Source organism: Kineosporia rhizophila, from assembly GCF_021277265.1.
Taxonomy (GTDB): Bacteria; Actinomycetota; Actinomycetes; order Actinomycetales; family Kineosporiaceae; genus Kineosporia; species Kineosporia rhizophila.
The window spans coordinates 62,943-85,479 of the sequence record NZ_JAJSOH010000021.1 but is presented as its reverse complement, the minus strand read 5'-3'; the positions used below and the strand labels follow the sequence as shown (position 1 = coordinate 85,479).

Genomic DNA, 22,537 nt, shown 5'->3' with positions numbered 1-22,537 from the left:
TCTGCTGAGCCGGAAAGTCAGGCCTTCATGGGGTTCTGGTCGGGCCTTCGTCGGGCTCGAGTCGGGCCTTCGTCGGGCTCTGGTCGGGCCTTCGCCAGGCTTTGGACGGGCCTTCGTCAGGCTCTGGTCGGGCCCTTCGTCAGGCTTTGGACGGGCCTTCGTCAGGCTCAGGTGGGGCCTTCGTCGGGCTTTGGTCGGGCTTTGGTCGGGCTTTGGTCAGGCGGCCTTTGTGAGGCCGAGCGTCAGGCTGAGGGCGGCGGTCAGGCAGGCGGCGGTGCGCACGTGGTTCCAGGCAGTCCAGCGGGTCAGGTAGTGCTGCCAGTGCTGGGCGATGTCGGCGCTGCTGGGGTTCAGGGCGTCCAGGGCGTTGTTCATCGGCACGTTGAAAGCGCCGGTCACACCCACGCCGCCCAGCAGGTACAACGCGGCCCCGGCCAGGAGCAGTGCCCGGAGCGACCCTTCCGTGCTGCGCAGCGCGATCACGGCGACCGCCACAGCGCCCGCCCCCGTGGCGAAGACGGCGATCATCAGGGGTGGGCGCAGCGCGGTGACGTTGATCCCCTGCATGGCCGCGACCGCCTGGCCCGGTGCCACCCGGTTCAGCCCGGCCATCACGAAGCCGGAGAAGGCGAACAGGACACCGGCGACCAGGCCGCAGCCGACTGCGGTGAACACGACGACAAGCTCTGAGGTGCGGCTCAATTCGTTCATGAGTCCATTGAGCCCGGGTTGCTGGAAACTTCCCATCCTTGATCGGCGCAGGTGCATACGCATGCGTCCAAGCCACTCGTCGCCGGCCGGTCAGAAGGGGGGTTCACCGTATTCGGGGTAGGTTCCGGTCGGCTCACCCCAAGGAGCGTGGGGTGGTCGGGCCAACGCTGGTCTCGCGGCGGCTGGCGTGGTCGGGACGGCCTGTGCGGCTGTGGCGGCCTGCAGGGTCTGCGTGGCTGTGTCGGCTTGGGTGGGTTGGGCACTTGTGGTGGCTTGGGTGGTTCGGGTCTGCGTGGCGTGGGGACCTGTGGCGGCCTGCGCTGTCTTGGCTGTCTTGGCTGTCTTGGCTGTCTTGGCTGTCTCGGCGGCTTGGAGGGCTTGAGCGGCTTGCTTGGCCTGCCTGGCTGCGGCTCGCCGGTACCGGTCCTTCTGGTCGGCCTGCCACTGCAGTTGCCGCAGCCAGCTGCGGGTGCGGTGGGCAGTGCGCTCGACCGAGGACATCAGGTCGGTCCGCGAGAACGTCCCGTCTGCGTCAGGCAACGAGGGGGCGCGAGTGGGCAGGCACCACCCCGGCATGCCAGGCAGACGCGGTGGTGGACTGCTGTGCTCGGCGCCGTCCGGGGTGGTCCAGATGATCGTGCCGGGCGGACAGAGATCTTCCGGCCGAGCCAGGCGAGCGTGCCATTCGGCGAAGGTCTTGAGGCGATGATGGCCACGGCAAGCCGGATGAAGATTGCAGGCGCAGGACAGGCCGCCCTGCTGAAAAGGCTTGAGATGGTCCAGATCACACCTGCTGGCCGGGGTTGTGCAGCCGGGGAAGGTGCACACGGGATAGCGGGCGGTGACCTGGTTGAACAGGGTGCGGCCGGGGCGGTATCGATCAACCTGTGCCTGGTTGTGGTCGAGACCTATGGGGCAGGCGGGTTCAGTGCCTGGGGATGCGCCGGGGTCTTGGTCAGTGGCCACGTCGCTGTCGGCATTGCCAACGGCCGTGCCTGCGTGATCATGCGTGCAGGCGCCGGGCAGGACCATGAGGGTCACTTGCCCCGGTGCCACAGCGAGTCGGCGGGCTTGCTCAGCCGTGATGACGCCATGGCCCTGCAGCAGACCCGGGATGTTGTCGAGGCCCAGCAGCGTGGTGTCGGTGATCGTCACTACCAGGTGAGGGCCACGTCTTCCGGAGCGCGGCAGATCTCGAAGACGCCACCAGGCCGGAACCAGGCCCGACGGCACCGGTGGAAAGCCCAACCTGGTGAAACTTTCCTGTCTACGGACCTCGTCAGCATCCTGCTGCTCTTCGGGCCGGCGGTGGGGGGAGTCTGAAGTCGGGGCGGAGGAAGCGGCGGGATCGTCTTCGGTGGTCTTTCGGTTCGAGGTTTGCTCTGTCTGCTGCTTCGCAGATGCGTCAGCGTTGGTCCCGCTCGAGCGGTGCGCATTCGGGCCGGTGGAGGACTCAGAGCTGCTGTCGCCTTCTGCGCTGTCGCGTTCTTCGCTGTGCTGGTCGCCGCGGTCGCTGTTTCCGCGGTCGCTGTGTGCGCGGTCGCTGTTTCCGCGGTCGCTGTTTCCGCGGTCGCTGTTTCCGCGGTCGCTGTCTTCGCCGTCCCTGTCTTCGCCGTCGCTGTGTGCGCGATCGCGTTCGCTGTTGACGCGTTCGCCGCTGGACTCGTCTTCGCTGCCAGGGTCCTCGCAAGGGTCGTCACGGACCTCGTTGCGGGGGTCAGGCACCAGCGGAATGTCCACCCCCTCGGACAGGGCCTGTACGAGGGCAGCCAGCACATCGGCCCGCCGCTGTGCATGGGTGCGACCGTCGGGCACGCCGTCGGCCTCGGCCTGGTCGCGAGCCGCATCGGCTGCTGCGTCGAGGAAACCGTCCAGCAACTGGCCTGTCTCGGCCGAGATCAGTGCCGTGACCAGAGCCATGCCGTCTGGTCGGGCCTCTATATCTACGTGCCGGCCGCGCAGGGCCTCGGTGTGGCGAGCGGCGCCACCGTCCGGCTCGAGCTGGAGCAGCAGTTGCTCGATCAGCCGCTCCAGCTGCCCGTAGGTCAGCCCGGGAGCCTGACCGGCCAGCAGTGCTTCGAGCAGGAGCCAGGACTCGTCTCCTGGTTCCAGATCCGGAAGTTCGTCACAGGCCTCGTGCAGCTTGCGGGTAATAAGAGAGGCACGGCGCAGGTCCAGGCGCCCCTGGTCCAGCAGGGACATGATGCGCGGCAGATCCTGGGTGAGCCCGACCGCGACGGCGATCTCGGCCGCCATGGAACGGGGGTGACAGGTGAACTCGGGCGCCAGGCGTGAGGCAACCAGTTTCTGCGACGAGATCGACCAGGCCGAATTCTGTTCTGCGTCAAGAGGATCGGGGGATTCGGCACCTCGGCGTCGGGCTGGGGGCACCACCTTGACGGCCTGAGTCAGGGCGTGCAGCTGAGCAGCCTGCAACTGCCGGATCACCAGTTCGCGGGCCACCACTGCACGGTGCCAGGCGTACGCCGCCCCGGATGCTGTGCCGCTCGGGCCGGTTGTACCGCTCAGGCTGGTCAGGCTGGCCGGGTCGGTCAGGCTGGTCACACCGCTCGGGTCTGCCGTACTGGTTCCGCTCGCCGTACCGCTTGGGCCTGCTGCGCCGCCTACTCCGTCCGTGCTGGTCACGCCGCCTGCACCGCTCGCGCCGCTCGGGCTGCTCGGGCCACCTGCGCTGGTCGCACCGCTCGGGCCGCTCGGGCCGCTCGGGCTGGTCGGGCAGTTCACGCCGCCGAGCGCGTCCAGCTCCTGCAGCAGCCACTCGAAGACTTCCCTGACCGGCCCTGGCGACCCAGCCCCGACGCGTCCTTCAGCCAGCGCACCCATGCCCAACACCCCCGTCCTCAATTACTTTTCGCGACCCCCATCGCGACAGCAACCAGACTAGGCCCGACCACCGACAAAACCGCCCAAGCCCGGATCCGGCGGTCGAAACCCCAGCTCAGCTCGGGGTGGAGTGATTTACAGTTGATCACCATGGACGGGATGTCGGCACTGCTCGACGGGCCTCGGGCCCGCGAGGCGTTCCTGCTGCGCTCCACCCTGACCGCGCCCTGGTCGATGAAGATCGCCGACGAGGCCGCACTGACACTCTGCTCGGTGGTCTCCGGCCGGGGCTGCGTGATGCCGGCCGAAGGGGGAGTGCGGTGGCTCGGGCCGGGTGACGTCTCCCTGTTCAAGGGGCCGCGGCCGTACGTGGTCGCCGACGATCCGGCCACCCCGCCTCAGGCGATCGTCCTTCCGGGGCAGGTGTGTGTCACGCCCGACGGGCTGCCGGTGCTGATCTCCACTCTCGGCACCCGCAGCTGGGGCAACGACCCGAACGGCGAGACGGTGATCGTCACCGGTTCCTACCAGCTGCCCGGTGAGACCAGTCGCCGGCTGCTGGACGCCCTGCCTGAGCTGATCGTGCTCACCGGCGAGGAGTGGGGCAGCCCGTTGCCCGCGCTGCTGAACGAGGAGATCGTGAAGGACGAGCCGGGGCAGAGCGCGATGCTCGACCGGCTGCTCGACCTCACCCTGATCAGTGCGCTGCGGGCCTGGTTCGCCCGGGCCGACGGGGCTGCGCCGGGGTGGTACCTGGCCTACGGCGATCCGGTGGTGGGACCGGCGCTGCGGCTCATGCAGGACGAGGTGGCCCGCCCGTGGACGGTGGACTCGCTGGCCGCCGAGGTCGGGGTCTCGCGGGCCGGGCTGGCCCGGCGGTTCCGCGAACTGGTGGGTGAGCCGCCGATGACGTTCCTGACCAGCTGGCGGCTCGACCTGGCGGCCGACCTGCTGCGCTCGCCGGACATGACGTTGAGTGCGGTGGCCCGGCAGGTCGGGTACAGCACGCCGTTCGCGCTCAGCGCGGCGTTCAAACGAGTGCGGGGGATGAGTCCCAGCGAGTACCGGGTGTCCGCCTGAGACTGTCGTACCCAGGGCATAGGGTGAAGAAAGAAGCCCAGATCGTGTGGCTTTGTTCTTCCTGCAGATGGGACACAGTGGTGAGTGAGATCCTGGTCGTTCTGGAGCGCGAGGTCGTGGCCCCGCCCGATGTCACTTTCGACGCCCTGGCCGACTACACGATCATGCGGCCGAAGATCCTGCCGGAGCAGTTCACCGGTTACGAGGTCACGGCCGGGGGTACCGGCGAGGGCACCCACGTCACCTACGACCTGCACGCCACGAAGAAGCGGGTGCGGCACGTCGAAGCCGTGGTCACCGAGCCGCCGGCCGGGCAGCAGTTGCTGGAGTCCGACACCCGGTCCACGCTGCGGGTGCTGTGGGACGTGGCGGCCGCCCCGAGCGGCAGCCGGGTAACGGTGAAGATCACCTGGCAGGGGGCGGGCGGTGTGAAGGGCTTCTTCGAGCGTACTTTCGCCCCCGGTGGCCTGAAGCGCATCTACGGCGAGAAGCTCGACCGGCTGCAGCAGCAGATCGCGCAGGACGCGCCGTGAGCTCCGGCCCCGGCCAAGGCCAGTTGTCCGACCCCGGCCAAGGCCGGCTGTCCGGCCCTGGGCGGGAGGCGGTGGCCACCGTCACCGGCTCGGCCTACGCCGAGGCGATGCCCGACCGCGCCCGTCTGCATCTGCGGGTGCAGGTGGCCGGACCTTCGGAGAAGGCGGCGACCGATGCGTTCGCCCACGCCCTGGCCGGGGCCCGAAGCCTGCTCGACGAGCTGGGCTGCACCTACACGGTGGGCTCGGTGTCTTCCTGGGACGGCGGCAGGGAGCAGGAAAAGCGCTCCCGGCACCAGGTCTGGAGTCAGATCGTGGTCACGGTCACCGATCTGGACCTGCTGCCCAGGCTGACCGAGCGGGTGCTGGAGACCGAGCGGCTCGGGGTGGATCATCTGGAGTGGGAGGTGAGCAACCTGCGCGAGCTGCGCCGCGAGGCCCGGGTGAAGGCGATCGCCGAGGCCCGGGAGGCCGCGAAAGACTATGCGGCGGCGCTGGGTCTGCGGCTCGGCCCGGTGGTCGGGGTGAGCGATCCGGGCTCCGGTGGTGTGCATCCGATGGGCGTTCGCCAGTCGTTCGCGGCCCGGGCCAAGGGTGAGGCGGGGGATCGGCCGCAGCTCGACCTGAGCAGTACAGAACCGGTACGCGTTGAGGGGATGGTTACGGTTTCGTTCGTGCTGGAGGGTGATTCGAGCCAATAAAGGACGGGGGTGGGCACGTTCGCGGGAACGAACGGGTGGACGTTGTGGTGGGTGGGGTGCGCGGGCTGGCTCTGGCCGCTCAGATGGGGCCTCGGGTGCCGGCCGCTTCGTGGGGGTGTCGGATCGGGTGCTGGCAGGTCATGCGCTAGCGGATCATGCGTCGGCGCGGTACGTTCGCCGGGCGTCGCTGTCGGGGCGCACCGGCTTCGGACCACGGACGGGATCTGACGATGAGCGAGATCAACGAGTACCAGGCCACTTTCGACCTGATCGACGTCGACTCCGACGGGCTGATCTCGGCCGCCGAGCTGAAGAACCTGATGGTGGCGCTGGGCGCGGCCGAGGTGACCGACGAGGCCGCGGTGGCTGCGCTCGCGGCGATCGACGCAGACGGCGACGGGCTGGTGTCGCTGCCCGAGCTGGCCGATTACCTCAGTCAGAACGCGCCTCGCTGAGACCTTTTCGCGTGGGTGGTGGTTGAGGCCGGTCGCGTACGAGGTCGTTGGGGCCGGGCGCGTGCGGGGTGGCTGAGGCTGGTCGCGTGTGAGGTCGCTGGGATCTGTTGCGCGCGAGGTGGCTGGGGCCGGTTGCGTGCGAGGTGGCTGGGCCGGTTGCGTGCGATGTGGCTGAGGTGTGCCGCGTGTGAGGTTGCCGGGATCTGTCACGTGAGGGGTGGCTGAGGCCGGTCGCGTGGAGGTCCTTGGGGTCCTGTCGCGTGTGAGGTGGCTGGGGCCGGTTGCGCGCGAGGTGGCTGGGGCCGGTTGCGCGCGAGGTGGCTGAGGCTGGTCGCGTACGAGGTCGTTGGGGCCGGTCGCCTACGGGGTGGCTGAGGCTGGTCGCGTACGAGGTCGTTGGGGCCGGTCGCGTACGGGGTGGCTTAGGCCTGCCGCGTGCGAGGTGGCTGGGATCCGTCACGCGGAGGTGGCTGGGGTCTGCCGCGTGTGAGGTCGCTGGGATCTGCCGCGCGGAGGTCGTTGGGGCCGGTCGCGTGTGAGATGGCTGAGACCTTTTCGCGGTGCGAGGTGGCGGAGGTCCCTCGCTCACGAGCTCGCTGGGGTCTGTCGTTCGGGCCCGGAGTCTTTGTGCCCGGGTGACCCGGCGTTCCTGGAGTTGCCCGGTCGGGGAAACTCCAGGAACGGCCGGGAAGACCTCGGCAGAGACGGGCTGCGGTCAGGCGACGGGGGGTCGTCCGGGCTGGCTGGGCTGCCTGTGTTGTCTATGCCGGCTGGGCTGCCTGGGGTGCCTCGGCTGCCTGGGCCCGGGCTTTCTCCAGGTTGGTCAGGACGGTGTCCAGGACCGGCTTGTAGGTGTCCGGGTCGGTGTCGGCCAGGGTGCTGACGATGGTGGCCACCTCTTCCAGGGAGCCCACCGCGGGCTGTAGCGCCCCGGCCCGGACCTGCAGGGTGGCCAGGTTGTTCAGGGCCACGGCGAGCGGCTCGCGGTACTGCTGCGGGTTCTGCGCGGCCAGCTGGCGCACGATCCGCGCGGCCTCGCCCATCGCAGCCAGGCCGCCCTCCTGGTCGCCGGTGCGGAAGCGGATGGTGGCCACCCCGCTGAGGGCCGTGGCGGTGGGGAGCATGGCCTGTTCCGGCACCACGGTCTGCAGCAGCGTGTAGATCTTCACCGCCTCGTCGACCGCCTTCAGCGCGGCCACGTCGTCGCCGGCGGCGGCGTACTGGTCCGACATCGCGGTCAGGGCCAGCCCTAGGTTGGGCATGCCGACCGCCTGGTCCTCCTCGGTCACCTGGCGCCACAGCTGGGTGGCCTCGGTGATCGCGGCCAGCGCGGCCTCGCCCGAGCCGGTGGCCGCCAGCACCAGGCTGCGGCTGTAGAGCGCGTTCGCCAGGGCGTTGCGGGAGGCGCTGTCGGGCGTGCCGTGCGCGCGGCGCAGGTTCACGGCCTCGTCGATGGCCGCCAGAGCGCCCTGTGTGTCACCCGTCTCGGCGAGCTCGGCGAAGCGCTCCTCCAGGGTTCTTGCCTGCTCGAGGTCCCGCTCACCCAAGGGTCCGGCTCCTTATCGTTCCAACGATCACAACCGATCACGGTAACGGGCAGGACCGGGCAAGTGCCAAAATCTCGACGCTGGGTGATCGGTGCCGACTCAGCGGTGCCCGGGATGCCGCCGGTGGGCCTGGAACACCCAGCTGCGCAACAGGGTGAAGCGCAGGGTGGTGGCGAGCAGGCTGGCCAGGACCAGGACGGTGACCTCGACCAGGTGGTGCGCGGTGCCGGTGGCGGAGTCCAGCAGGGTGAGCGAGCCGCTGGTCAGGGCCAGGGTGAGGGCGAAGACGGCGAGTCCCTGGAACTGGTGGCGCCACCAGCGGTGCGGGCCGTGCACGCCGAACGTCAGGCTGCGGTTGGCGGCGGTGTTGCCGATCGTGGTCACCAGCAGGGCCACCAGGTTCGCGGCCTGGGCGCCGAGCCCGTACCGCAGCAGGGCGTACAGGATCACGTAGGCCACGGTGCTGACCAGGCCGACGGTGGCGAAGCGGATGAGCTGCCCGGTCAGGCCCGGGGGCACGCCGTCCGGGTCGACGGTGCGGCCGGTGGGCGAGATGGCCGTCGTCGCCCCGGCCGCCGGGCTCCCGAAGGTGCCGATCGGCACCTGAGGCTCACCGGCGTCCTCAATCGGCTTGAGACCCAGTTCGGCCCGGATCCCGGCGAGGGGGAGCCGGCCGGTGGTGAGGGCCTTGCCCACCCGGACGACGCCGCGCAGGTCGGCCATCGCCGTGGCGACGATGTCGACGGAGGTGTCGGGGTCGTCCACCCAGTCGACCGGGACCTCGTGGATGCGCAGGCCGCTGCGCTCGGCCAGGACCAGCAGTTCGGTGTCGAAGAACCAGCCGGTGTCCTCCACCAGGGGCAGCAGGCGCTGGGCGACGTCGCCCCGGATCGCCTTGAAACCGCACTGGGCGTCGGAGAACCCGGCGGCCAGGGTGCCCCGCAGGATCAGGTTGTAGCAGCGTGAGATCAGTTCCCGGCGGGTGCCCCGGACCACCCGCGAGCCCCGGGCCAGCCGGCTGCCGATGGCGAGTTCCGAGTGCCCGGACAGCAGCGGGGCGACCAGGGGGAGCAGGGCGGTGAGGTCGGTGGAGAGGTCGACGTCCATGTAGGCCAGGACGACGGCGTCCGAGGCCGACCAGACCGCGCGCAGGGCCCGGCCGCGGCCCTTCTGCTCCAGGTGCACCACCTCGACCTCGGGGTAGCGGGCGGCGAGCTGGGAGGCGATCGCGAAAGTGCGGTCGACGCTGGCGTTGTCGGCGATGGTGATGCGGAACCGGTAGGGGAAGCTGCCGGACAGGTAGGCGTGCAGCCGTTCGACGCAGGGTCCGAGGCCGGCCTCCTCGTTGTAGACGGGCACGACGACGTCCAGGGCGGGCACAGGCAGTTGCCGGGAGTCGTGCGGTTGCCAGGAGTCGTCGCCCTGCCGGTGAGGGGAGTCGATCTGCTGGTCGAGGTGGCCGGTCTGGGAGGACGTGGGGATCGCCGTCATGGTGGCAACCCTGGCGGCCGTCGCTGGCACGTGGATGCACCTCGACTGAGGGTCTGCTGTGAGGGGTTCCGGGTCACTGCCGGTAGTCGTCCGCCGTTCGGGTGAACCCGCCGGACCGCCCCCGTAGGGCACTCGAACATGTGTTCGAGATCAGCTACCGTGGAGTCCGGGTCGGGGTCGTAATGTCGGTGATGTCGTAATTGGAGAAGGCCATGCCCAGCGTCCCTCGGATTCGTCGTGCCACGCCGCACGGTGCAGTCTTCCGTCGCGAACGCGGAGAGGGCCTGCCCGTCGTGGCCCTGATCCGCTGGCACCACGGGATCAACCGCACGGTCCCGGCCACCGCCACGGCCTGGACCCGGGACGCCGTGGAGATCACCTGGGAACCGGAGATCGGGGCCGGGCTGCGCACCGACTGGATCGCGGCCACCGACGTCACCCGCGAGATCGACCTGCCCGATCTGGCCGACGACGTGGTGCTGCCGCCGCACACCGTCTCCGGCGAGGTGAAGAAACGCTGGTGAGAAGGGCCTTTCCGGTGCGGTGACCGCTTTTGGGGACGCCCGTGGAGACGCTTCTGTCACGCGGCGGTAGCGCTGTGGTCGCGTTGTTGTCGCGTTGTTGTCGCGCTGTGGGGACGCGATCGGAGACGTTCGGGCGCACAGTCGCGCAACGGGGCCTGGACCAGAGTGAAGCTCACCGATCGCCAACGGCTTTGGAGGCTTCACCCGATGTTCAGGCACACGCAGCAGACCCAGTACAACTGCACGCCCGACCAGCCGGACCCGCTGTACGCGATGAAGCTGCAGGAGCTGATCGGTGGCGCCTACGGCGAGCTGACGGTGGCCATGCAGTACCTGTTCCAGGGCTGGAACACCCGGATCCCGGGCAAGTACAAGGACCTGATCCTGGACACCGCGACCGAGGAGCTCGGTCACGTCGAGATGATCTCGATCATGATCGCCCGGTTGCTGGAAGGCGCTCCGGCGGAGCAGATCTCGGCGGCGGCCGCGGCCAACCCGGCGCTCGCCGCGGTGCTCGGCGGGCAGAACCCGCAGCACGCGATCGTGGGGGGCGGCGGGGCGCTGCCGGCCGACAGCGCCGGTTACCCCTGGAACGGCAAGTACATCGTGGCCAGCGGCAACCTGCTCGCCGACTTCCACGCCAACGCTGCCGCCGAGATGCAGGGCCGGCTGCAGACCGCCCGCCTCTACAACATGACCGAGGACAAGGGGGTGCGCGACATGCTCCGGTTCAACCTGGCCCGGGACACCGCGCACCAGAACCAGTGGCTGGCCGCGATCGAGCGGCTGAAGGAGGACGGGCTGGAGGACCTGCCGGTGCCGATCAAGTTCGGCCTGGACACCGAGTACACCGAGCACAGCTACGAGGTGTGGGGCCTGTCCGACGGCACCGAGGGCCCGGCCGCGCTGCCCGCGACCACCCCGGACGGCCGCAGCGAGTTCACCTACCTGCAGGACCCGCAGCCGCTGGGCCCGAACCCGGGCGTCCCCGCGGCCGACCCGCTGCTGTACGCCACCACCGGCGAAGGCAGCCGTGAGGTGGCCGGGGGCACGGCTCCCTCCACCGGGGGCGGCGGCCTGCTCGACAAGGCCAAGGAGGCGCTGACCGGGGCGGAGCCCGGTACTCACCCCAAGAGCAGCTGACATCCGGGCCAGGGCCCCGCCAGTGACTGGCGGGGCCCCACCGGCGTTTCCAGATCCCCGGAGGTCCGATGCTGATCCGCCCCGACCGTGATGCCGGCCCGCCGGTGCTCACGGCCGATCTCCACCCCAGTCTCTACGCCCCCCGGTCCGGGCCGGACCCGAGCCCGCACCACCCGGTCGTGGACCTGCGCACCGCCGAGCCCAAGCCGCCGCCGCGGGTGAAACTGCCCAGCAAGCGGATGCTTCCGCTGCTCGGCCCGGCGTTCGTCGCATCGATCGCCTACATCGACCCGGGGAACTTCGCCACCAACATCAGCGGCGGCGCGACCTTCGGCTACACCCTGATCTGGGTGGTCGTCCTGGCCAACGTGATGGCCATGCTGGTGCAGTACCTCTCGGCCAAGCTCGGCCTGGCCACCGGCCGCGACCTGGCCCAGCTGTGCGGGGAGCGCACCCGCGGCCCGGCCCGCTGGTTCCTCTGGGGCCAGGCCGAACTGGTGGCGATGGCCACCGACCTGGCCGAGTTCGTCGGGGCCGCGGTGGCCCTGCACCTGCTCTTCGGTATCGAGCCGCTGGCGGCCGGAGGGATCACCGCGGTGGTCTCGTTCGCCGTCCTGGCCCTGCGGCGCCGGGGCCGGCGCCCGTTCGAGATCGCGATCGTGGCCTTCCTGGCCGTGGTCGTGCTGGCCTTCGCCTACCAGGTGCTGCTGGCCGGGCCGGACGCCGGCGCCTTCACGGCCGGTCTGGTGCCGCGTCTCGAGGGCACCGAGAGCCTGCTGCTGGCCAGCGGGATCATCGGGGCGACGGTGATGCCGCACGCGGTGTACATCCACTCCTCGATGACCGCGCAACTGGGGCAGGAGAGGGCGGGAGAAAGTGGCCCCGGTCGTCTTCAGTTGCTGCGGGCCCAGCGTTTCGACGTGCTGACCGCGCTGGGGATCGCCGGTCTGGTCAATCTGTCGATGATGGTGGCCGCGGCGGCTCTGCTGCACGGCACCGGAACCGACATTGTCGGGCTGGAAGACGCGCACGCCGCGCTCGGGATCGTTGCCGGGGGTACGGCCGCGATGGTGTTCGCCGTCGCTCTGCTGTCTTCCGGGCTTTCTTCTGCGGCGGTGGGTACCTGCGCGGGCGATGTGGTGATGGCCGGATACCTTTCCCGCCGCATACCTTCGGCGCTGCGGCGGGCGATCACCATGCTGCCGGCGCTGTGGCTGCTGGGCAGTGGCACCGACACCGGCACCGCCTTGGTGCTCAGCCAGGTGGTGCTCTCGTTCGGTATCCCGTTCACGCTGGGGCCGCTGGTCTGGTTCACCGCCCGTCGGTCGGTGATGGGCGACTACGTCAACCGGACGCGCACCACCGTGTGCGCGTCGATGGTGATGGCGCTGATCGTGGCACTGAACGTGTGGCTGATCGTCTCGACCGTGGCCGGTGATGGCGGTCTGTAGGGCTTGTTCCGCCGAGGTGGGTTCCCGGGCGCCGGGGGCAGGGGAACCCACCTCTGAGGAACAGGCGGGCCGAGTACTGGTTCTGCGGGTCTGGCCGGAAGCCGGAGGCCCGCGGGCCCGGCTGGTCTCGGACGAACGCGTGGTGGTCGCCCAGGGGGTGCAGGCGATCTGTGCCGAGGTGGAGCGCTGGCTGACCGGACCCTAGTCTTCCGGGCGCTCCAGCAGGGGGCGGACCAGCTGGCGGATCTCGCCGGAGGGCGCGATCCCCAGCTCGGTGCGCAGCAGCGCCCGGTACTGGTGGTACTGCCGGAGCGCCTCGGCGGCGTTGCCCTCGGCCAGGTGGGCCTCGATAACCAGCCGATGAGCGCTCTCCCGCAACGGTTCTCCGGCCAGGGCGCGCAGTGCGGCCTGCAGGGCCTCACCGAAACGGCGCTGTTCCCGCAGCTGTTGGCTGCTGTGCTCGAGGGCGTGCAGACGGGACTGCCGGAACCGCTCGCGCTCCAGCAGCACCCAGTCCTCTTCCCAGAACGGCAGCAGATCGGCGTACCAGTTCTCCGGCGGCGGATCCCGCTGGGCGTCGGGGCTGGTGATCAGGTCCGAGGCCTCGTGCAGGTCGACCCGGACGTCTTCGGCGAGGGCGAGCCGGCTGCCGTTGCTGCGGACCAGTTGACGGCCGCCGGGCCGGGGCAGCCGGCTGATCGAGGCACGCAGATTGGCGGCGGCCCGAGCTCCCGGGCTCTCCGGCCAGAGGGTGCCGGCCAGGGTCGGTCTTCCCACCGAACCCCGGGTGATGGCCAGGAAGGCGAGCAGCTTCTGGCCGCACCGGCGCACCGGCAGGGCCTGTGAACCGGCGAGCACGTCGAAGTCGCCGATCAGACGCAACCGGATCGGGCCGGACCCGGCAACCGCGGCTGCGGAGGCAGAGGTGGGAAACATGTCATCCCGGATGTGTTGCGGGCTGAAGGGGCGACAGTTTGCACCCGCAACCGTTCTATCCCCCTGCGCCGGAGCGGCAACACGACACGTCCCCCGGCGCACGGGTCTAAGGTGTCGAGGGGGGTCGGGGATACTGCCACGGTGTCTGACAGCGTTTTGGAAGCACCGGATCCGTTCGCCTCCACCCAGCCCTGGGCCATGCAACTGGCCATACGTGATGAACGGGCCTCTCGCCCAACCCATCTGGCGGTCTGCGAGGCGGCTGCCCAAGCGGTGGTGAAGTTGCTGACCGACCCCCGCAGCGCGCCGGACGGGGAGTGGTATCCGCTGGTGCACCACTGGGCCTCGGGGCCGATCCGTAAGGTGGTTCGCCGGGGTAGGGGCATTCGCTTCACACAGGTGCAGGAGCTGGCCGGGGTAGAGGTCGAGCATGCGGGGGCTCAGGTGCGGGCGTTCGTGCCCGGGCCGGTCGACCAGGTGCCCGCGGCGCTGACCAAGATGCAGGTCGGCGGTACGGAGATGCCCGAGGAGGGGAAGTCGTCCGAACCCGTCGCCGGTGGCCTGACCATCGCGCTCACGGCGCTGACCCCGATGACGACGGGCAAGGCGGCGGCGCAGAGCGGGCACGCGGCCCAGTTGGCCTTGATGTCGATGGAGGACGAGGCCCGCTTGCGTTGGGAGGAGAGTGGCTGGGCGGTGCGGGTGGTCGCCCCGGAGGAGGCGGGCTGGGCCGAGGCGGTGCAGCGGGCCCGGGTGGCCGTGCACGACGGCGGTTTCACCGAGGTTGCTCCGGGGACCCAGACCGCGGTCGCCTGGTGGTGACCTTCAGTCCTTGTTGCGCACCTGGTCCATGCAGATGGTGGCGACGACGGCCAGGAAGCGTTCCAGCACCGGCAGTCCCGCGCCGAAGTCGATGCGGTAGCGGTGGGTGCTGCTGAAGAACCCGTTGCTGCTGCGGTGCGCGGTGGCCCGGACGAGCGATTCGTCGGCGCCGTCGACCACCGCGAAGTCGCTGCTGCCCCACGAGCCGCCGATCATGCGCAGCACCTGCCCGTTGCTGCCGAGCACCTGCAGCCGGGGCGAGCCGAAGGCGTTCTCCCGGCGGATCACGGCCAGTGAGGTGCCGGTCCGGCCGAACACCTCGTAGGTGCCGTTGTCGAGGAACGAGCCGGTGCGGGTGAGCTGGGCGCAGACCTGGCCGTGGGCGTCGTGCAGGACGTGCCGGTGGGTGGCCAGGTCGCCGAAGACCAGGCTGGCCGCCGAGTTGTCGGCGCCGAGCGCGGCGATCGGCGTGCCGTCGGTGCCGTGCACGTCGTAGCCGCCCTCGCCGAACATCGCCGCGTTCTCGACCACCTCGAGCTGGGGCCGGCTGCTGAGCCCGGCCTCCAGCCCGTCGGTGAAGTGCCCGACAGATCTATGGACGGGTGTGGGCGGCGGTTGGGTGCCTGGGCCGGGAGAACCCCAGGCCGGAACCGACGTGGGCGGGGGAGGAGCTGGTGTGCCCCACGGCCCGGCCGGCCCCGGCGGGGGTTCTGGTGTGCCCCATACCGGCTGATCCTGGTCCACCATGACCTGAGAGTACGGGACCGAACGGGAGGGTCCTCGGCCTCAGTGGCCGCGGGCCACCCAGGCGTCGTAGTCCTTGGCCTCGGCGCCGATCGAGGTGGAGTCGCCGTGCCCGGTGAGCACCTCGGTGGTCTCGGGCAGGGCCAGGAGCCGCGTCCGGATCGAGTCCAGGATCGTGGGGAAGCTGCTGAACGAGCGACCGGTCGCCCCCGGCCCACCGCAGAACAACGTGTCTCCGCTGAGCAGCTTCTCCAGCGCCGGCACGTACAGGCACACCGCGCCGGGGGAGTGCCCCGGCGTGTGCAGCACCTGCACCTCGGCGCCGGCCACGGTGAAGGTCTGGCCGTCGGCCAGGGCCTTCGGCTCGTAGCCGGGGTGCACCACGTCCCACAGCATCCGGTCTTCCGGGTGCAGGTGGACCGGGGCGCCGGAGGCCACCTCGAGAGCGGCGTTGATGTGGTCGTTGTGGCCGTGGGTGCAGACCACGCCCAGCAGCGAGCGCGAGCCGATCGCCTCGACCACCGGGGCGGCCTGGTGGGCCGCGTCGACCACCAGCACCTCGTCGTCGTCGCCGATCAGCCAGACGTTGTTGTCCACGTCGAAGTCCTGGCCGTCGAGCGAGAACACCCCGCTGGTGACGACCTTGTCGATGCGCAGCGGGCCGCTCACAGCACGACCACCGAGCGCAGCACCTCGCCGGTCTTCATCTTGGCGAACGAGGCCTCGACGTCGTCCAGGCCGATCGTCTCGGAGACGAACTTCTCCAGCGGCAGCCGGCCCTGCAGGTGCAGGTCGACCATGGTCGGGAAGTCGCGGCTGGGCAGGCAGTCGCCGTACCAGGACGACTTCAGCGAGCCGCCCCGGCCGAACACGTCGATCAGCGGGATCTCGAGCTGCATGCTCGGGTCCGGCACCCCGACCAGGACCACGGTGCCGGCCAGGTCGCGGGCGTAGAACGCGGTCTTCCAGGTCTCCGGCCGGCCGACCGCGTCGATCACCAGGTCGGCGCCGAAACCGCCGGTGAGCGCCTGCACGGCCTCGACCGGGTCGGACGCCTTGCTGTTGACCGTGTGGGTGGCGCCGAACTCGCGGGCCCACTCCAGCTTCCGGTCGTCCAGGTCGACGGCGATGATCGTCTTGGCGCCGGCCAGCCGGGCCCCGGCGATGGCCGCGTTGCCCACGCCGCCGCAGCCGATCACCGCGACGGTGTCGTCCCGGTTCACGTTGCCGGTGTTCAGCGCCGCGCCCAGGCCGGCCATCACACCGCAGCCGAGCAGGCCGGCCACCTCGGGCCGGACCGCCGGGTCGACCTTGGTGCACTGGCCGGCGGCGACCAGCGTCTTCTCGATGAACGCGCCGATGCCCAGGGCCGGGGAGAGCTCGGTGCCGTCTTCGAGCGTCATCTTCTGCTTGGCGTTGTGCGTGTTGAAGCACAGGTGCGGGCGGCCGCGCAGGCAGGCCCGGCACTGGCCGCAGACCGCGCGCCAGTTCAGGATGACGAAGTCGCCCGGGGCCACGTCGGTGACCCCCTCGCCGACGCTCTCCACGATCCCGGCGGCCTCGTGGCCCAGGAGGAACGGGTACTCGTCGTTGATGCCGCCCTCGCGGTAGTGCAGGTCGGTGTGGCAGACCCCGCAGGCCTGGACCTTCACCACGGCCTCGCCGGGGCCCGGGTCGGGGACGATGACCGTCTCGATCGACACCGGCGCGCCCTTCGCCAGTGACACAACTCCGCGCACCTGCTGCGACATACTCGTCCGGCCTCCTGTTTCCGTTCTGACTCTCCGGGCACACCGACCCTATGCGCTCCGGAGGGCGGGGCGGCAGAGGCGCCCCCGGGTCGTGCGCCGAGTTGCGCCCCCGGGATCCGAGCCACGGATGGCGGTCTCCGCCGGGCGCACCCCCTGAGTCTGCCGATCTCCGCTGATCGGTGGAGGGGGCGACCCTGGCGGCGAGGGACCGACTCGGGCACAATGATCGGCGACACGCGTCCGTGTGTGGACGGTGCCTGTGGCTCATGTCCTGAGTTGAGGTCGTTGGGGAAGACGAACCTCAAACCGGGTCGAGGAGGGCCAGATGTCGGGTGCCATCACGCGAGGCGTGCTGTTCGTGCATTCCGCGCCGAGCGCGTTGTGCCCACATGTGGAATGGGCAGCGGGCGGCGTGTTAGGGCTGCGTTTGTCGCTGGACTGGATCGAACAGCCGGCGGCACCAGGCCTGTTCCGGACAGAGCTGTCCTGGCAGGCACCGCAGGGGATGGGCGCGCGGCTGACGTCTGCCCTGCGCGGCTGGGCCCATCTGAGGTTCGAGGTGACCGAGGAGGCCAGTCCGGGAGTCGACGGGGGCCGGTGGAGCCACACCCCCGAGCTGGGGATCTTCCACGCCGTGACCGACGTGCACGGCAACGTGATGATCCCCGAGGACCGGATCCGCGCCGCCATGGAGATCGGTCACGCCGATCCCCTGCTGATGCAGCGCGAGCTGGACCTGGCCCTGGGCCGGGCCTGGGACGACGAGCTGGAACCGTTCCGGTACGCCGGTGACGGAGCCCCGGTGCGCTGGCTGCACCGGGTCGGCTAGGACGTCGGTCAGAACGTGTTCTAGACAAGAACTTCAGGCAAACGCGTAGGGCCGGTCCCCACCCGGGGGGACCGGCCCTACGTCGTGTGCGGCCCGCTCCTAGGCGGAGCGGAACACCAGGCCGACGTTGTGCCCGCCGAAACCGAACGCGTTGTTCACCGCGGCCCGGTCGCCGTCGGGCAGCTTGCGCGGATCCTTGTTCACCACGTCCAGGGTGATCTTCGGGTCCTGGCTGTCCAGGTTGATGGTCGGCGGGGCGATGCCCTCCCGCACGGCCAGCACGGTGAAGATCGCCTCCAGCGCCCCGGCCGCGCCGAGCAGGTGCCCGGTCATCGACTTGGTCGCCGAGACCGCCACGCCGTCGGTCGCCTCGCCCAGCGCCAGGCGGATGGCCTGGGCCTCGGCGATGTCCCCGACGCCGGTGGAGGTGGCGTGGGCGTTCAGGTGCACGATGTCCGAGGCGGCCAGGTCACCGTCGGCCAGCGCCGCCCGCATGGCCCGGGCCGCGCCCTGGCCCTCCGGGTGCGGGGCCGACATGTGGTAGCCGTCGGAGGTGACGCCGACGCCGGCCAGCACCGCGTGGATCGTGGCGCCGCGGGCCTTGGCGTGAGCCATCGACTCCAGCACCACCGCGCCGGAACCCTCACCCATGACGAAGCCGTTGCGGTCGACGTCGTAGGGGCGGGAGGCCCGCTCCATGTCGTCGTTCCACTTCGACAGCGCCTGCATGGCGGCGAAGGCCCCGATGGTCACCGGGTGGATGCACCCCTCGGTGCCCCCGGCCACCACCACGTCGGCCAGACCGCGGCGGATCAGGTCGGCGCCCTGGGCGATCGCCTCGGCGCCGGACGCGCAGGCTGACACCGGGGTGTGCACCCCGGCGCGGGCCTGCAGGTCGAGACCGACCGCGGCGGCCGGGCCGTTGGGCATGAGCATGGGCACGGTCATCGGGAGCATCCGACGCGCGCCCTTCTCGTTCAGCGTGTCGTACGCGTTGAGCACGGTGTGCAGGCCGCCGATGCCGGAGGCCATGCACACCGCCAGACGCTCCTTCTCGACCTCGGGGGCGCCGGCGTGGGCCCACGCCTCCCGGGTCGAGATCATCGCGTACTGACCGCTCGGGTCGAGCCTGCGGATCTCCTGCGGGGTGAGGACCTCCGAGGCCGGCTGGGCCAGGCTGCAGGCGAACGAGACCGGAAGCGTGGGATACCGCTCGATCCAGTGCGCCTCAAGCGGGCGGGCGCCGGAGCGACCCGCGAGCAACGCCTCCCAGGTGCTCTGTACGTCGCCGCCGAGCGGGCTGGTGGCACCCAGCCCGGTGACGGCGATCTGCCTGTCGTCTGAACCCGGCATAAGAGTCAGGCCTTCGCCGACTCGGCGTTGCTGATGTAGGAGACGGCGTCCTGGACGGTCTTCAGGCCGCCCACGGCCTCGTCCGGGATCTCCACGTCGAACTTGTCCTGCGCGTTGACGACGATGGTCATCATCGACAGCGAGTCGATGTCCAGGTCGTCGGTGAAGGACTTGTCCAGCTGCACGTCGCCGGCCGGGATGCCGGTCTCCTCAGCGACGAGCTCGGCGAGTCCGGCGAGGATCTCGTCCTGGGTGTGCGCCATGGTTGTTCTCCAATTCGTTGGTGTGATGGTGCAGTCCGTGGGATACGGAGCGCTCCGCCCGGCCAGGGGGACCGGGTGGGCAGATTTTCAGGGCAGCTCGACGACCTGGGCCGAGTAGCTGAGGCCGGCTCCGAAGCCGATCAGGAGCGCGAGCCCTCCGGAGGGTACCTGGCCCTCGGCGATGATGCGGTCCAGAGCCAGCGGGATGCTCGCGCCGGTGGTGTTGCCGCTGTCGATCACGTCGCGGGCGACCACCACGTGGTCGGGCACCTTGAGCTGCTTGGCCATCTGGTCGATGATCCGGATGTTGGCCTGGTGCGGGACGAAGGCGGCCAGGTCGGCCACGTCGACCTCGGCGGCCTCCAGCGCCTTGCGGGCCACGTCGGCCATCTGCCAGACCGCCCAGCGGAAGATCTTCGGGCCCATCATGGTCAGCGTCGGCCAGTCGGGCTGCCCGCCGGCCGCGATGCCGTCGCGGTACTCCGTCCAGGAAGCGGTCTGGTACAGCGCCTCCCACTGGTCGGCGTCGCCGCCCCAGACGGTGGGACCGATGCCGGGGGTGTCGCTCGGGCCGATGACGGCCGCTCCGGCGCCGTCCCCGAAGATCATCGCGCTGCCGCGGTCGCGCGGGTCGACCACGTCGGTCATCCGGTCGACCCCGACCAGCAGGACGTTACGGGCGGTACCGCCGCGGACCAGGTCGTTGGCCACCGCCACCCCGTGGGTGAAGCCGGCGCACGCGGTGGACAGGTCGAACGTGGCGGCCGGGCCGGCGCCGATCCGGGCGGCGGTCAGGGCGGCGGCCGACGGCATCGAGACCATGTGGGTGCTGGTGGCGACCAGGACCGCGTCGATCTCGGCGGGGGTCAGCCCGGCCCGCTCGATCGCCTGCTCGGCCGCCGGGACGGCCAGGTCGACGACGGTCTCGCCGGGGGCGGCGAAGCGCCGGGTGACGATGCCGGTGCGCTCCCGGATCCACTGGTCCGAGGAGTCGAGCACCTCGCAGATCTCTTCGTTGGTGACGATCCGGTCGGGCCGGCGGGCGCCGGTGGACAGGATCCGCGCGAACTCGGGCCCGCGCCGGCTGCCGATGCGGCTCATGACTCCTCGCTCAGCAGTGACCGGGCCGGCTCGGCGTGCTTCTCGATCAGCTCGCGGGCGGCGGGCAGGTCGTCCGGCGTCTTCAGCGAGACCAGCTCGACCCCGGGCAGGGCGCGCTTGGCGATCCCGGTCAGGGTGCCGGCCGGCGGCAGCTCGAGCAGGCCGGTCACGCTGAGCTCGCGGAACGTCTCCAGGCACAGGTCCCAGCGCACCGGGCGGCTGATCTGGTGGACGATCCGCTGCAGCACCTCGCGGCCGTCGTCGACCACGGCGCCGTCGGCGTTGGAGACCAGGCGCACCCGGGCGTCGTGGGTGCTGATCGCGCGGGCGTAGCCCTCGAGCACCTGCACGGCCGGGGCCATGTGCTCGGTGTGGAACGCGCCGGCCACCTTCAGCGGACGGACCCGGGCCTTGGCCGGCGGTTCGGCCTTCAGCCGCTCCAGGTCTTCCAGCGTGCCGGCGGCGACCACCTGGCCGGCCATGTTCATGTTCGCCGGGGTCAGGTTCAGGCGCTCCAGCGTGGCCAGGACCTCGTCCGGGTCGCCGCCCAGCAGGGCGCTCATCCCGGTCGGGGTGGCCGCGGCGGCCTGGGCCATCGCCCGGCCGCGCACCCGGACCAGCACCATCGCCTGCTCGGCGGTGATCACACCGGCCGCGGCGGCCGCAGTGATCTCGCCGACCGAGTGACCGGCGCCCACCCCGATCCGGCGGTAGGCGTCGGCCGGCCGGGGGAACAGGGAGAGCAGGGAGACCAGCCCGGCCGCGACGATCAGCGGCTGCGCGACGGCGGTGTCCTGGATGGTCTCGGCGTCCGAGGTGGTGCCGTGCGCCACCAGGTCGATGTCGGCCACGGCGGACAGCCAGTTCATCCGGTCCGCGGCCGCGGGGTCCTCCAGCCAGGGCTGGAGGAAGCCAGGAGTCTGGGAGCCCTGTCCGGGCGCAACGATGACGAGCACGGACTCAACGATGCGCCGGGCGGGGGAATCCCGGACGGCGTGGAGGGTACGAAGCTTTCCCCATCCCTTTGTGAGGTTCCTACAAAGAGCCTAGGGACGATTTCTGGTCACGTCTGTGGATCACTGACCCGACCTGCGATGATGGCTATGCGTAACACAAAGGCTCCGCGTGCGTCAGTAGGGTCCCACCTAGTGATGTCACTCACTCGACGCAATCGGTAGCGAACCGTGTTCGGGTGCACGAACAGCGCCCGGGCCGCGCCCTCCAGCGATCCGCCGAGCTCCACGTAGGTCCAGACCGTCTCCAGCAGGTGCGCCGCGCCCTCGGTGAGCGGCCGGTAGGCCTGCTCGATCAGGGTGCGCCGGGCCTCGGCGTCGCCGGTGAGCAGCCGCTCGGGCAGCAGGTCCTCGCTCTGCACCGGCCGCGGCGCCCCGGGCCAGGCCCGGGCCGAGCTCAGGCCGGAGATCGCCGCCCGGGCCGACTCCGAGGCGGCCATCAGCCCGTTCACGGCCGGGCCGACCACCACCGGGCCGGGCCCGAAGAACTGGACCAGGTCGCCGACCAGGGCGCCCGGGTCGTCGGCGTGGCCGAGGATGGCCACCAGCCGCTCGCCCTGGACCCCGATCAGCAGGTCGCCGCCCGCGCCCCGGGTGCTGCGGCGCAGGCCCTCCAGGCTCTCCTCCACCGGAGCCGGCGGGGCCGCACCGGCGACCACCAGCACCTTGGTGGACGCCCCCCAGTTCAGCGCGGCCGCCCGGGACCGCAGGTCCTCGCTCTCGGCGCCGCGCAGCACCGCGTCGACGACCAGGGCCTCCAGCCGGGCGTCCCACGAGCCGCGGGACTCGGCCGCCCGGGCGTAGATCTCCGCGGCGGCGAAGGCGACGTCGCGGGAGTACCGCAGGACGGCCTCGCGCAGGTGCTGTTCGGCGCCGGGCCCGGCGATCGAGGGCACCTGCTCCTCGATCGAGTCGACCACGGTGCGCACCATCTCCAGGGCGCGCTGCAGCGAGATCGAGCGGGTCAGCTCGCGCGGGGCGGTGCCGAACACGTCGGCGGTGATCGCGACCTTGCCGGTCGGCTCCTGGTACCAGGCGATGAAGGCGGAGATCGCGGCGTGCGCGATCAGCCCGACCCAGGAGCGGTCCTGGGCGCTCATCGCCCGGTACCAGGGCAGTGCCTCTTCCATCCGGCGGACGGCCTCACCGGCGAGGGTGCCCCGGGCCGCCCTCAGATTGGCGACGGTTGCCTCGTCCGCGGTGACCACGTTCCGAGGTTAGGGCACCTGATCGCCGTGGGGGCGC

Annotated in this window: 22 protein-coding genes and 1 pseudogene; 10 read left to right on the top strand and 13 right to left on the bottom strand. The window is 70.8% G+C overall.

Annotation, left to right across the window (positions count from 1 at the left end; genetic code table 11):
• Positions 1-216: 216 nt before the first annotated feature.
• Both LWF15_RS25470 and LWF15_RS25465 read right to left on the bottom strand, forming a co-directional pair.
• The gene (locus tag LWF15_RS25470) at positions 217-711 is read right to left on the bottom strand and encodes an anthrone oxygenase family protein (RefSeq protein ID WP_232813457.1); all 495 of its coding nucleotides are present in this window, start codon (positions 709-711) and stop codon (positions 217-219) included.
• 90 nt (positions 712-801) lie between these two features.
• On the bottom strand, positions 802-3,276 hold the full coding sequence (locus LWF15_RS25465) for an HNH endonuclease signature motif containing protein (RefSeq protein ID WP_232813456.1): 2,475 nt from the start codon (positions 3,274-3,276) through the stop codon (positions 802-804).
• Positions 3,277-3,705: 429 nt separating this feature from the next.
• Here LWF15_RS25465 and LWF15_RS25460 point away from each other — a divergent pair, with 429 nt between their 5' ends.
• The 4 genes from LWF15_RS25460 to LWF15_RS25445 all read left to right on the top strand — a co-directional run bounded on the left by LWF15_RS25460 (position 3,706) and on the right by LWF15_RS25445 (position 6,324).
• The gene (locus LWF15_RS25460) at positions 3,706-4,635 is read left to right on the top strand and encodes an AraC family transcriptional regulator (RefSeq protein ID WP_232813455.1); all 930 of its coding nucleotides are present in this window, start codon (positions 3,706-3,708) and stop codon (positions 4,633-4,635) included.
• An 80-nt stretch (positions 4,636-4,715) separates the two neighbouring features.
• Positions 4,716-5,168, top strand: coding sequence for an SRPBCC family protein (locus LWF15_RS25455; RefSeq protein ID WP_232813454.1), 453 nt, complete (start codon positions 4,716-4,718; stop codon positions 5,166-5,168).
• The gene (locus LWF15_RS25450) at positions 5,165-5,869 is read left to right on the top strand and encodes an SIMPL domain-containing protein (RefSeq protein WP_232813453.1); all 705 of its coding nucleotides are present in this window, start codon (positions 5,165-5,167) and stop codon (positions 5,867-5,869) included. The genes LWF15_RS25455 and LWF15_RS25450 overlap by 4 nt, the downstream gene beginning before the upstream one ends.
• Before the next feature lie 230 nt (positions 5,870-6,099).
• On the top strand, positions 6,100-6,324 hold the full coding sequence (locus LWF15_RS25445; RefSeq protein WP_232813452.1) for an EF-hand domain-containing protein: 225 nt from the start codon (positions 6,100-6,102) through the stop codon (positions 6,322-6,324).
• A gap of 761 nt (positions 6,325-7,085) precedes the next feature.
• On the opposite strand, the gene LWF15_RS25440 is transcribed toward LWF15_RS25445, so the two are convergent.
• Positions 7,086-7,871, bottom strand: a complete 786-nt coding sequence (locus tag LWF15_RS25440; RefSeq protein ID WP_232813451.1) for a hypothetical protein — start codon at positions 7,869-7,871, stop codon at positions 7,086-7,088.
• A gap of 99 nt (positions 7,872-7,970) precedes the next feature.
• Positions 7,971-9,362 (bottom strand): bifunctional glycosyltransferase family 2/GtrA family protein, encoded by a 1,392-nt coding sequence (locus tag LWF15_RS25435; protein ID WP_232813450.1) that lies wholly within the window; start codon positions 9,360-9,362, stop codon positions 7,971-7,973.
• Between the two features lie 212 nt (positions 9,363-9,574).
• On the opposite strand from LWF15_RS25435, the gene LWF15_RS25430 reads away from it, so the two are divergent.
• From LWF15_RS25430 to LWF15_RS25415, 4 genes are all read left to right on the top strand, one after another.
• Positions 9,575-9,886: a hypothetical protein gene (locus LWF15_RS25430; RefSeq protein ID WP_232813449.1), complete on the top strand. Its 312-nt coding sequence runs from the start codon at positions 9,575-9,577 to the stop codon at positions 9,884-9,886.
• Positions 9,887-10,093: 207 nt separating this feature from the next.
• Positions 10,094-11,029, top strand: coding sequence for a manganese catalase family protein (locus LWF15_RS25425; RefSeq protein ID WP_232813448.1), 936 nt, complete (start codon positions 10,094-10,096; stop codon positions 11,027-11,029).
• Between the two features lie 68 nt (positions 11,030-11,097).
• Positions 11,098-12,480: an Nramp family divalent metal transporter gene (locus tag LWF15_RS25420; protein WP_232813447.1), complete on the top strand. Its 1,383-nt coding sequence runs from the start codon at positions 11,098-11,100 to the stop codon at positions 12,478-12,480.
• Positions 12,467-12,685: a hypothetical protein gene (locus LWF15_RS25415; protein ID WP_232813446.1), complete on the top strand. Its 219-nt coding sequence runs from the start codon at positions 12,467-12,469 to the stop codon at positions 12,683-12,685. Before LWF15_RS25420 ends, LWF15_RS25415 begins: the two co-directional genes overlap by 14 nt.
• Here LWF15_RS25415 and LWF15_RS25410 read toward each other — a convergent pair.
• Complete coding sequence (locus tag LWF15_RS25410) at positions 12,682-13,416, bottom strand: AfsR/SARP family transcriptional regulator (protein WP_232813445.1); 735 nt, start codon at positions 13,414-13,416, stop codon at positions 12,682-12,684. The genes LWF15_RS25415 and LWF15_RS25410 overlap by 4 nt on opposite strands.
• A gap of 141 nt (positions 13,417-13,557) precedes the next feature.
• On the opposite strand from LWF15_RS25410, the gene LWF15_RS25405 reads away from it, so the two are divergent.
• The gene (locus LWF15_RS25405; protein ID WP_232813444.1) at positions 13,558-14,238 is read left to right on the top strand and encodes a peptidyl-tRNA hydrolase; all 681 of its coding nucleotides are present in this window, start codon (positions 13,558-13,560) and stop codon (positions 14,236-14,238) included.
• Positions 14,239-14,241: 3 nt separating this feature from the next.
• On the opposite strand, the gene LWF15_RS25400 is transcribed toward LWF15_RS25405, so the two are convergent.
• Genes LWF15_RS25400 through LWF15_RS25390 form a run of 3 tightly spaced genes read right to left on the bottom strand, consistent with a single transcriptional unit; the run spans position 14,242 to position 16,733 of the window.
• A complete protein-coding gene (locus LWF15_RS25400; protein ID WP_232813443.1) occupies positions 14,242-14,985 on the bottom strand; it encodes a hypothetical protein in 744 nt (247 codons plus the stop codon).
• A 39-nt stretch (positions 14,986-15,024) separates the two neighbouring features.
• Positions 15,025-15,651, bottom strand: a complete 627-nt coding sequence (locus LWF15_RS25395) for an MBL fold metallo-hydrolase (RefSeq protein ID WP_232813442.1) — start codon at positions 15,649-15,651, stop codon at positions 15,025-15,027.
• Complete coding sequence (locus tag LWF15_RS25390) at positions 15,648-16,733, bottom strand: S-(hydroxymethyl)mycothiol dehydrogenase (protein ID WP_269810793.1); 1,086 nt, start codon at positions 16,731-16,733, stop codon at positions 15,648-15,650. The genes LWF15_RS25395 and LWF15_RS25390 overlap by 4 nt, the downstream gene beginning before the upstream one ends.
• A gap of 325 nt (positions 16,734-17,058) precedes the next feature.
• Here LWF15_RS25390 and LWF15_RS25385 point away from each other — a divergent pair, with 325 nt between their 5' ends.
• Positions 17,059-17,562 (top strand): DUF3145 domain-containing protein, encoded by a 504-nt coding sequence (locus tag LWF15_RS25385; protein WP_232813440.1) that lies wholly within the window; start codon positions 17,059-17,061, stop codon positions 17,560-17,562.
• A 99-nt stretch (positions 17,563-17,661) separates the two neighbouring features.
• Here the strand turns inward: LWF15_RS25385 and LWF15_RS25380 are convergent, their stop codons facing one another.
• The 5 genes and pseudogenes from LWF15_RS25380 to LWF15_RS25360 form a co-directional block, all read right to left on the bottom strand.
• A complete protein-coding gene (locus LWF15_RS25380) occupies positions 17,662-18,915 on the bottom strand; it encodes a beta-ketoacyl-[acyl-carrier-protein] synthase family protein (protein ID WP_232813439.1) in 1,254 nt (417 codons plus the stop codon).
• Between the two features lie 5 nt (positions 18,916-18,920).
• Positions 18,921-19,178: an acyl carrier protein gene (locus LWF15_RS25375; RefSeq protein WP_232813438.1), complete on the bottom strand. Its 258-nt coding sequence runs from the start codon at positions 19,176-19,178 to the stop codon at positions 18,921-18,923.
• An 87-nt stretch (positions 19,179-19,265) separates the two neighbouring features.
• Positions 19,266-20,279 carry a beta-ketoacyl-ACP synthase III gene (locus tag LWF15_RS25370; RefSeq protein WP_232813437.1) on the bottom strand — a complete coding sequence of 338 codons (1,014 nt, stop codon included), beginning with the start codon at positions 20,277-20,279 and terminating at the stop codon, positions 19,266-19,268.
• Positions 20,280-20,308: 29 nt separating this feature from the next.
• Positions 20,309-21,235 (bottom strand): annotated as a pseudogene (locus tag LWF15_RS25365) (ACP S-malonyltransferase); the annotation flags it as partial.
• A 107-nt stretch (positions 21,236-21,342) separates the two neighbouring features.
• Positions 21,343-22,500, bottom strand: a complete 1,158-nt coding sequence (locus LWF15_RS25360; RefSeq protein WP_232813435.1) for a PucR family transcriptional regulator — start codon at positions 22,498-22,500, stop codon at positions 21,343-21,345.
• Positions 22,501-22,537: the final 37 nt, after the last annotated feature.

What these genes read in the sequence shown, in the direction of transcription:
- LWF15_RS25400 (WP_232813443.1), bottom strand. Translation starts at nt 14,985, where the DNA reads ATGGTGGACCAGGATCAGCCGGTATGGGGCACACCAGAACCCCCGCCG.
- LWF15_RS25415 (WP_232813446.1), top strand. Translation starts at nt 12,467, where the DNA reads ATGGCGGTCTGTAGGGCTTGTTCCGCCGAGGTGGGTTCCCGGGCGCCG.
- LWF15_RS25370 (WP_232813437.1), bottom strand. Translation starts at nt 20,279, where the DNA reads ATGAGCCGCATCGGCAGCCGGCGCGGGCCCGAGTTCGCGCGGATCCTG.
- LWF15_RS25380 (WP_232813439.1), bottom strand. Translation starts at nt 18,915, where the DNA reads ATGCCGGGTTCAGACGACAGGCAGATCGCCGTCACCGGGCTGGGTGCC.
- LWF15_RS25435 (WP_232813450.1), bottom strand. Translation starts at nt 9,362, where the DNA reads ATGACGGCGATCCCCACGTCCTCCCAGACCGGCCACCTCGACCAGCAG.
- LWF15_RS25470 (WP_232813457.1), bottom strand. Translation starts at nt 711, where the DNA reads ATGAACGAATTGAGCCGCACCTCAGAGCTTGTCGTCGTGTTCACCGCA.
- LWF15_RS25460 (WP_232813455.1), top strand. Translation starts at nt 3,706, where the DNA reads ATGGACGGGATGTCGGCACTGCTCGACGGGCCTCGGGCCCGCGAGGCG.
- LWF15_RS25445 (WP_232813452.1), top strand. Translation starts at nt 6,100, where the DNA reads ATGAGCGAGATCAACGAGTACCAGGCCACTTTCGACCTGATCGACGTC.
- LWF15_RS25390 (WP_269810793.1), bottom strand. Translation starts at nt 16,733, where the DNA reads ATGTCGCAGCAGGTGCGCGGAGTTGTGTCACTGGCGAAGGGCGCGCCG.
- LWF15_RS25420 (WP_232813447.1), top strand. Translation starts at nt 11,098, where the DNA reads ATGCTGATCCGCCCCGACCGTGATGCCGGCCCGCCGGTGCTCACGGCC.
- LWF15_RS25385 (WP_232813440.1), top strand. Translation starts at nt 17,059, where the DNA reads ATGTCGGGTGCCATCACGCGAGGCGTGCTGTTCGTGCATTCCGCGCCG.
- LWF15_RS25425 (WP_232813448.1), top strand. Translation starts at nt 10,094, where the DNA reads ATGTTCAGGCACACGCAGCAGACCCAGTACAACTGCACGCCCGACCAG.
- LWF15_RS25430 (WP_232813449.1), top strand. Translation starts at nt 9,575, where the DNA reads ATGCCCAGCGTCCCTCGGATTCGTCGTGCCACGCCGCACGGTGCAGTC.
- LWF15_RS25410 (WP_232813445.1), bottom strand. Translation starts at nt 13,416, where the DNA reads ATGTTTCCCACCTCTGCCTCCGCAGCCGCGGTTGCCGGGTCCGGCCCG.
- LWF15_RS25375 (WP_232813438.1), bottom strand. Translation starts at nt 19,178, where the DNA reads ATGGCGCACACCCAGGACGAGATCCTCGCCGGACTCGCCGAGCTCGTC.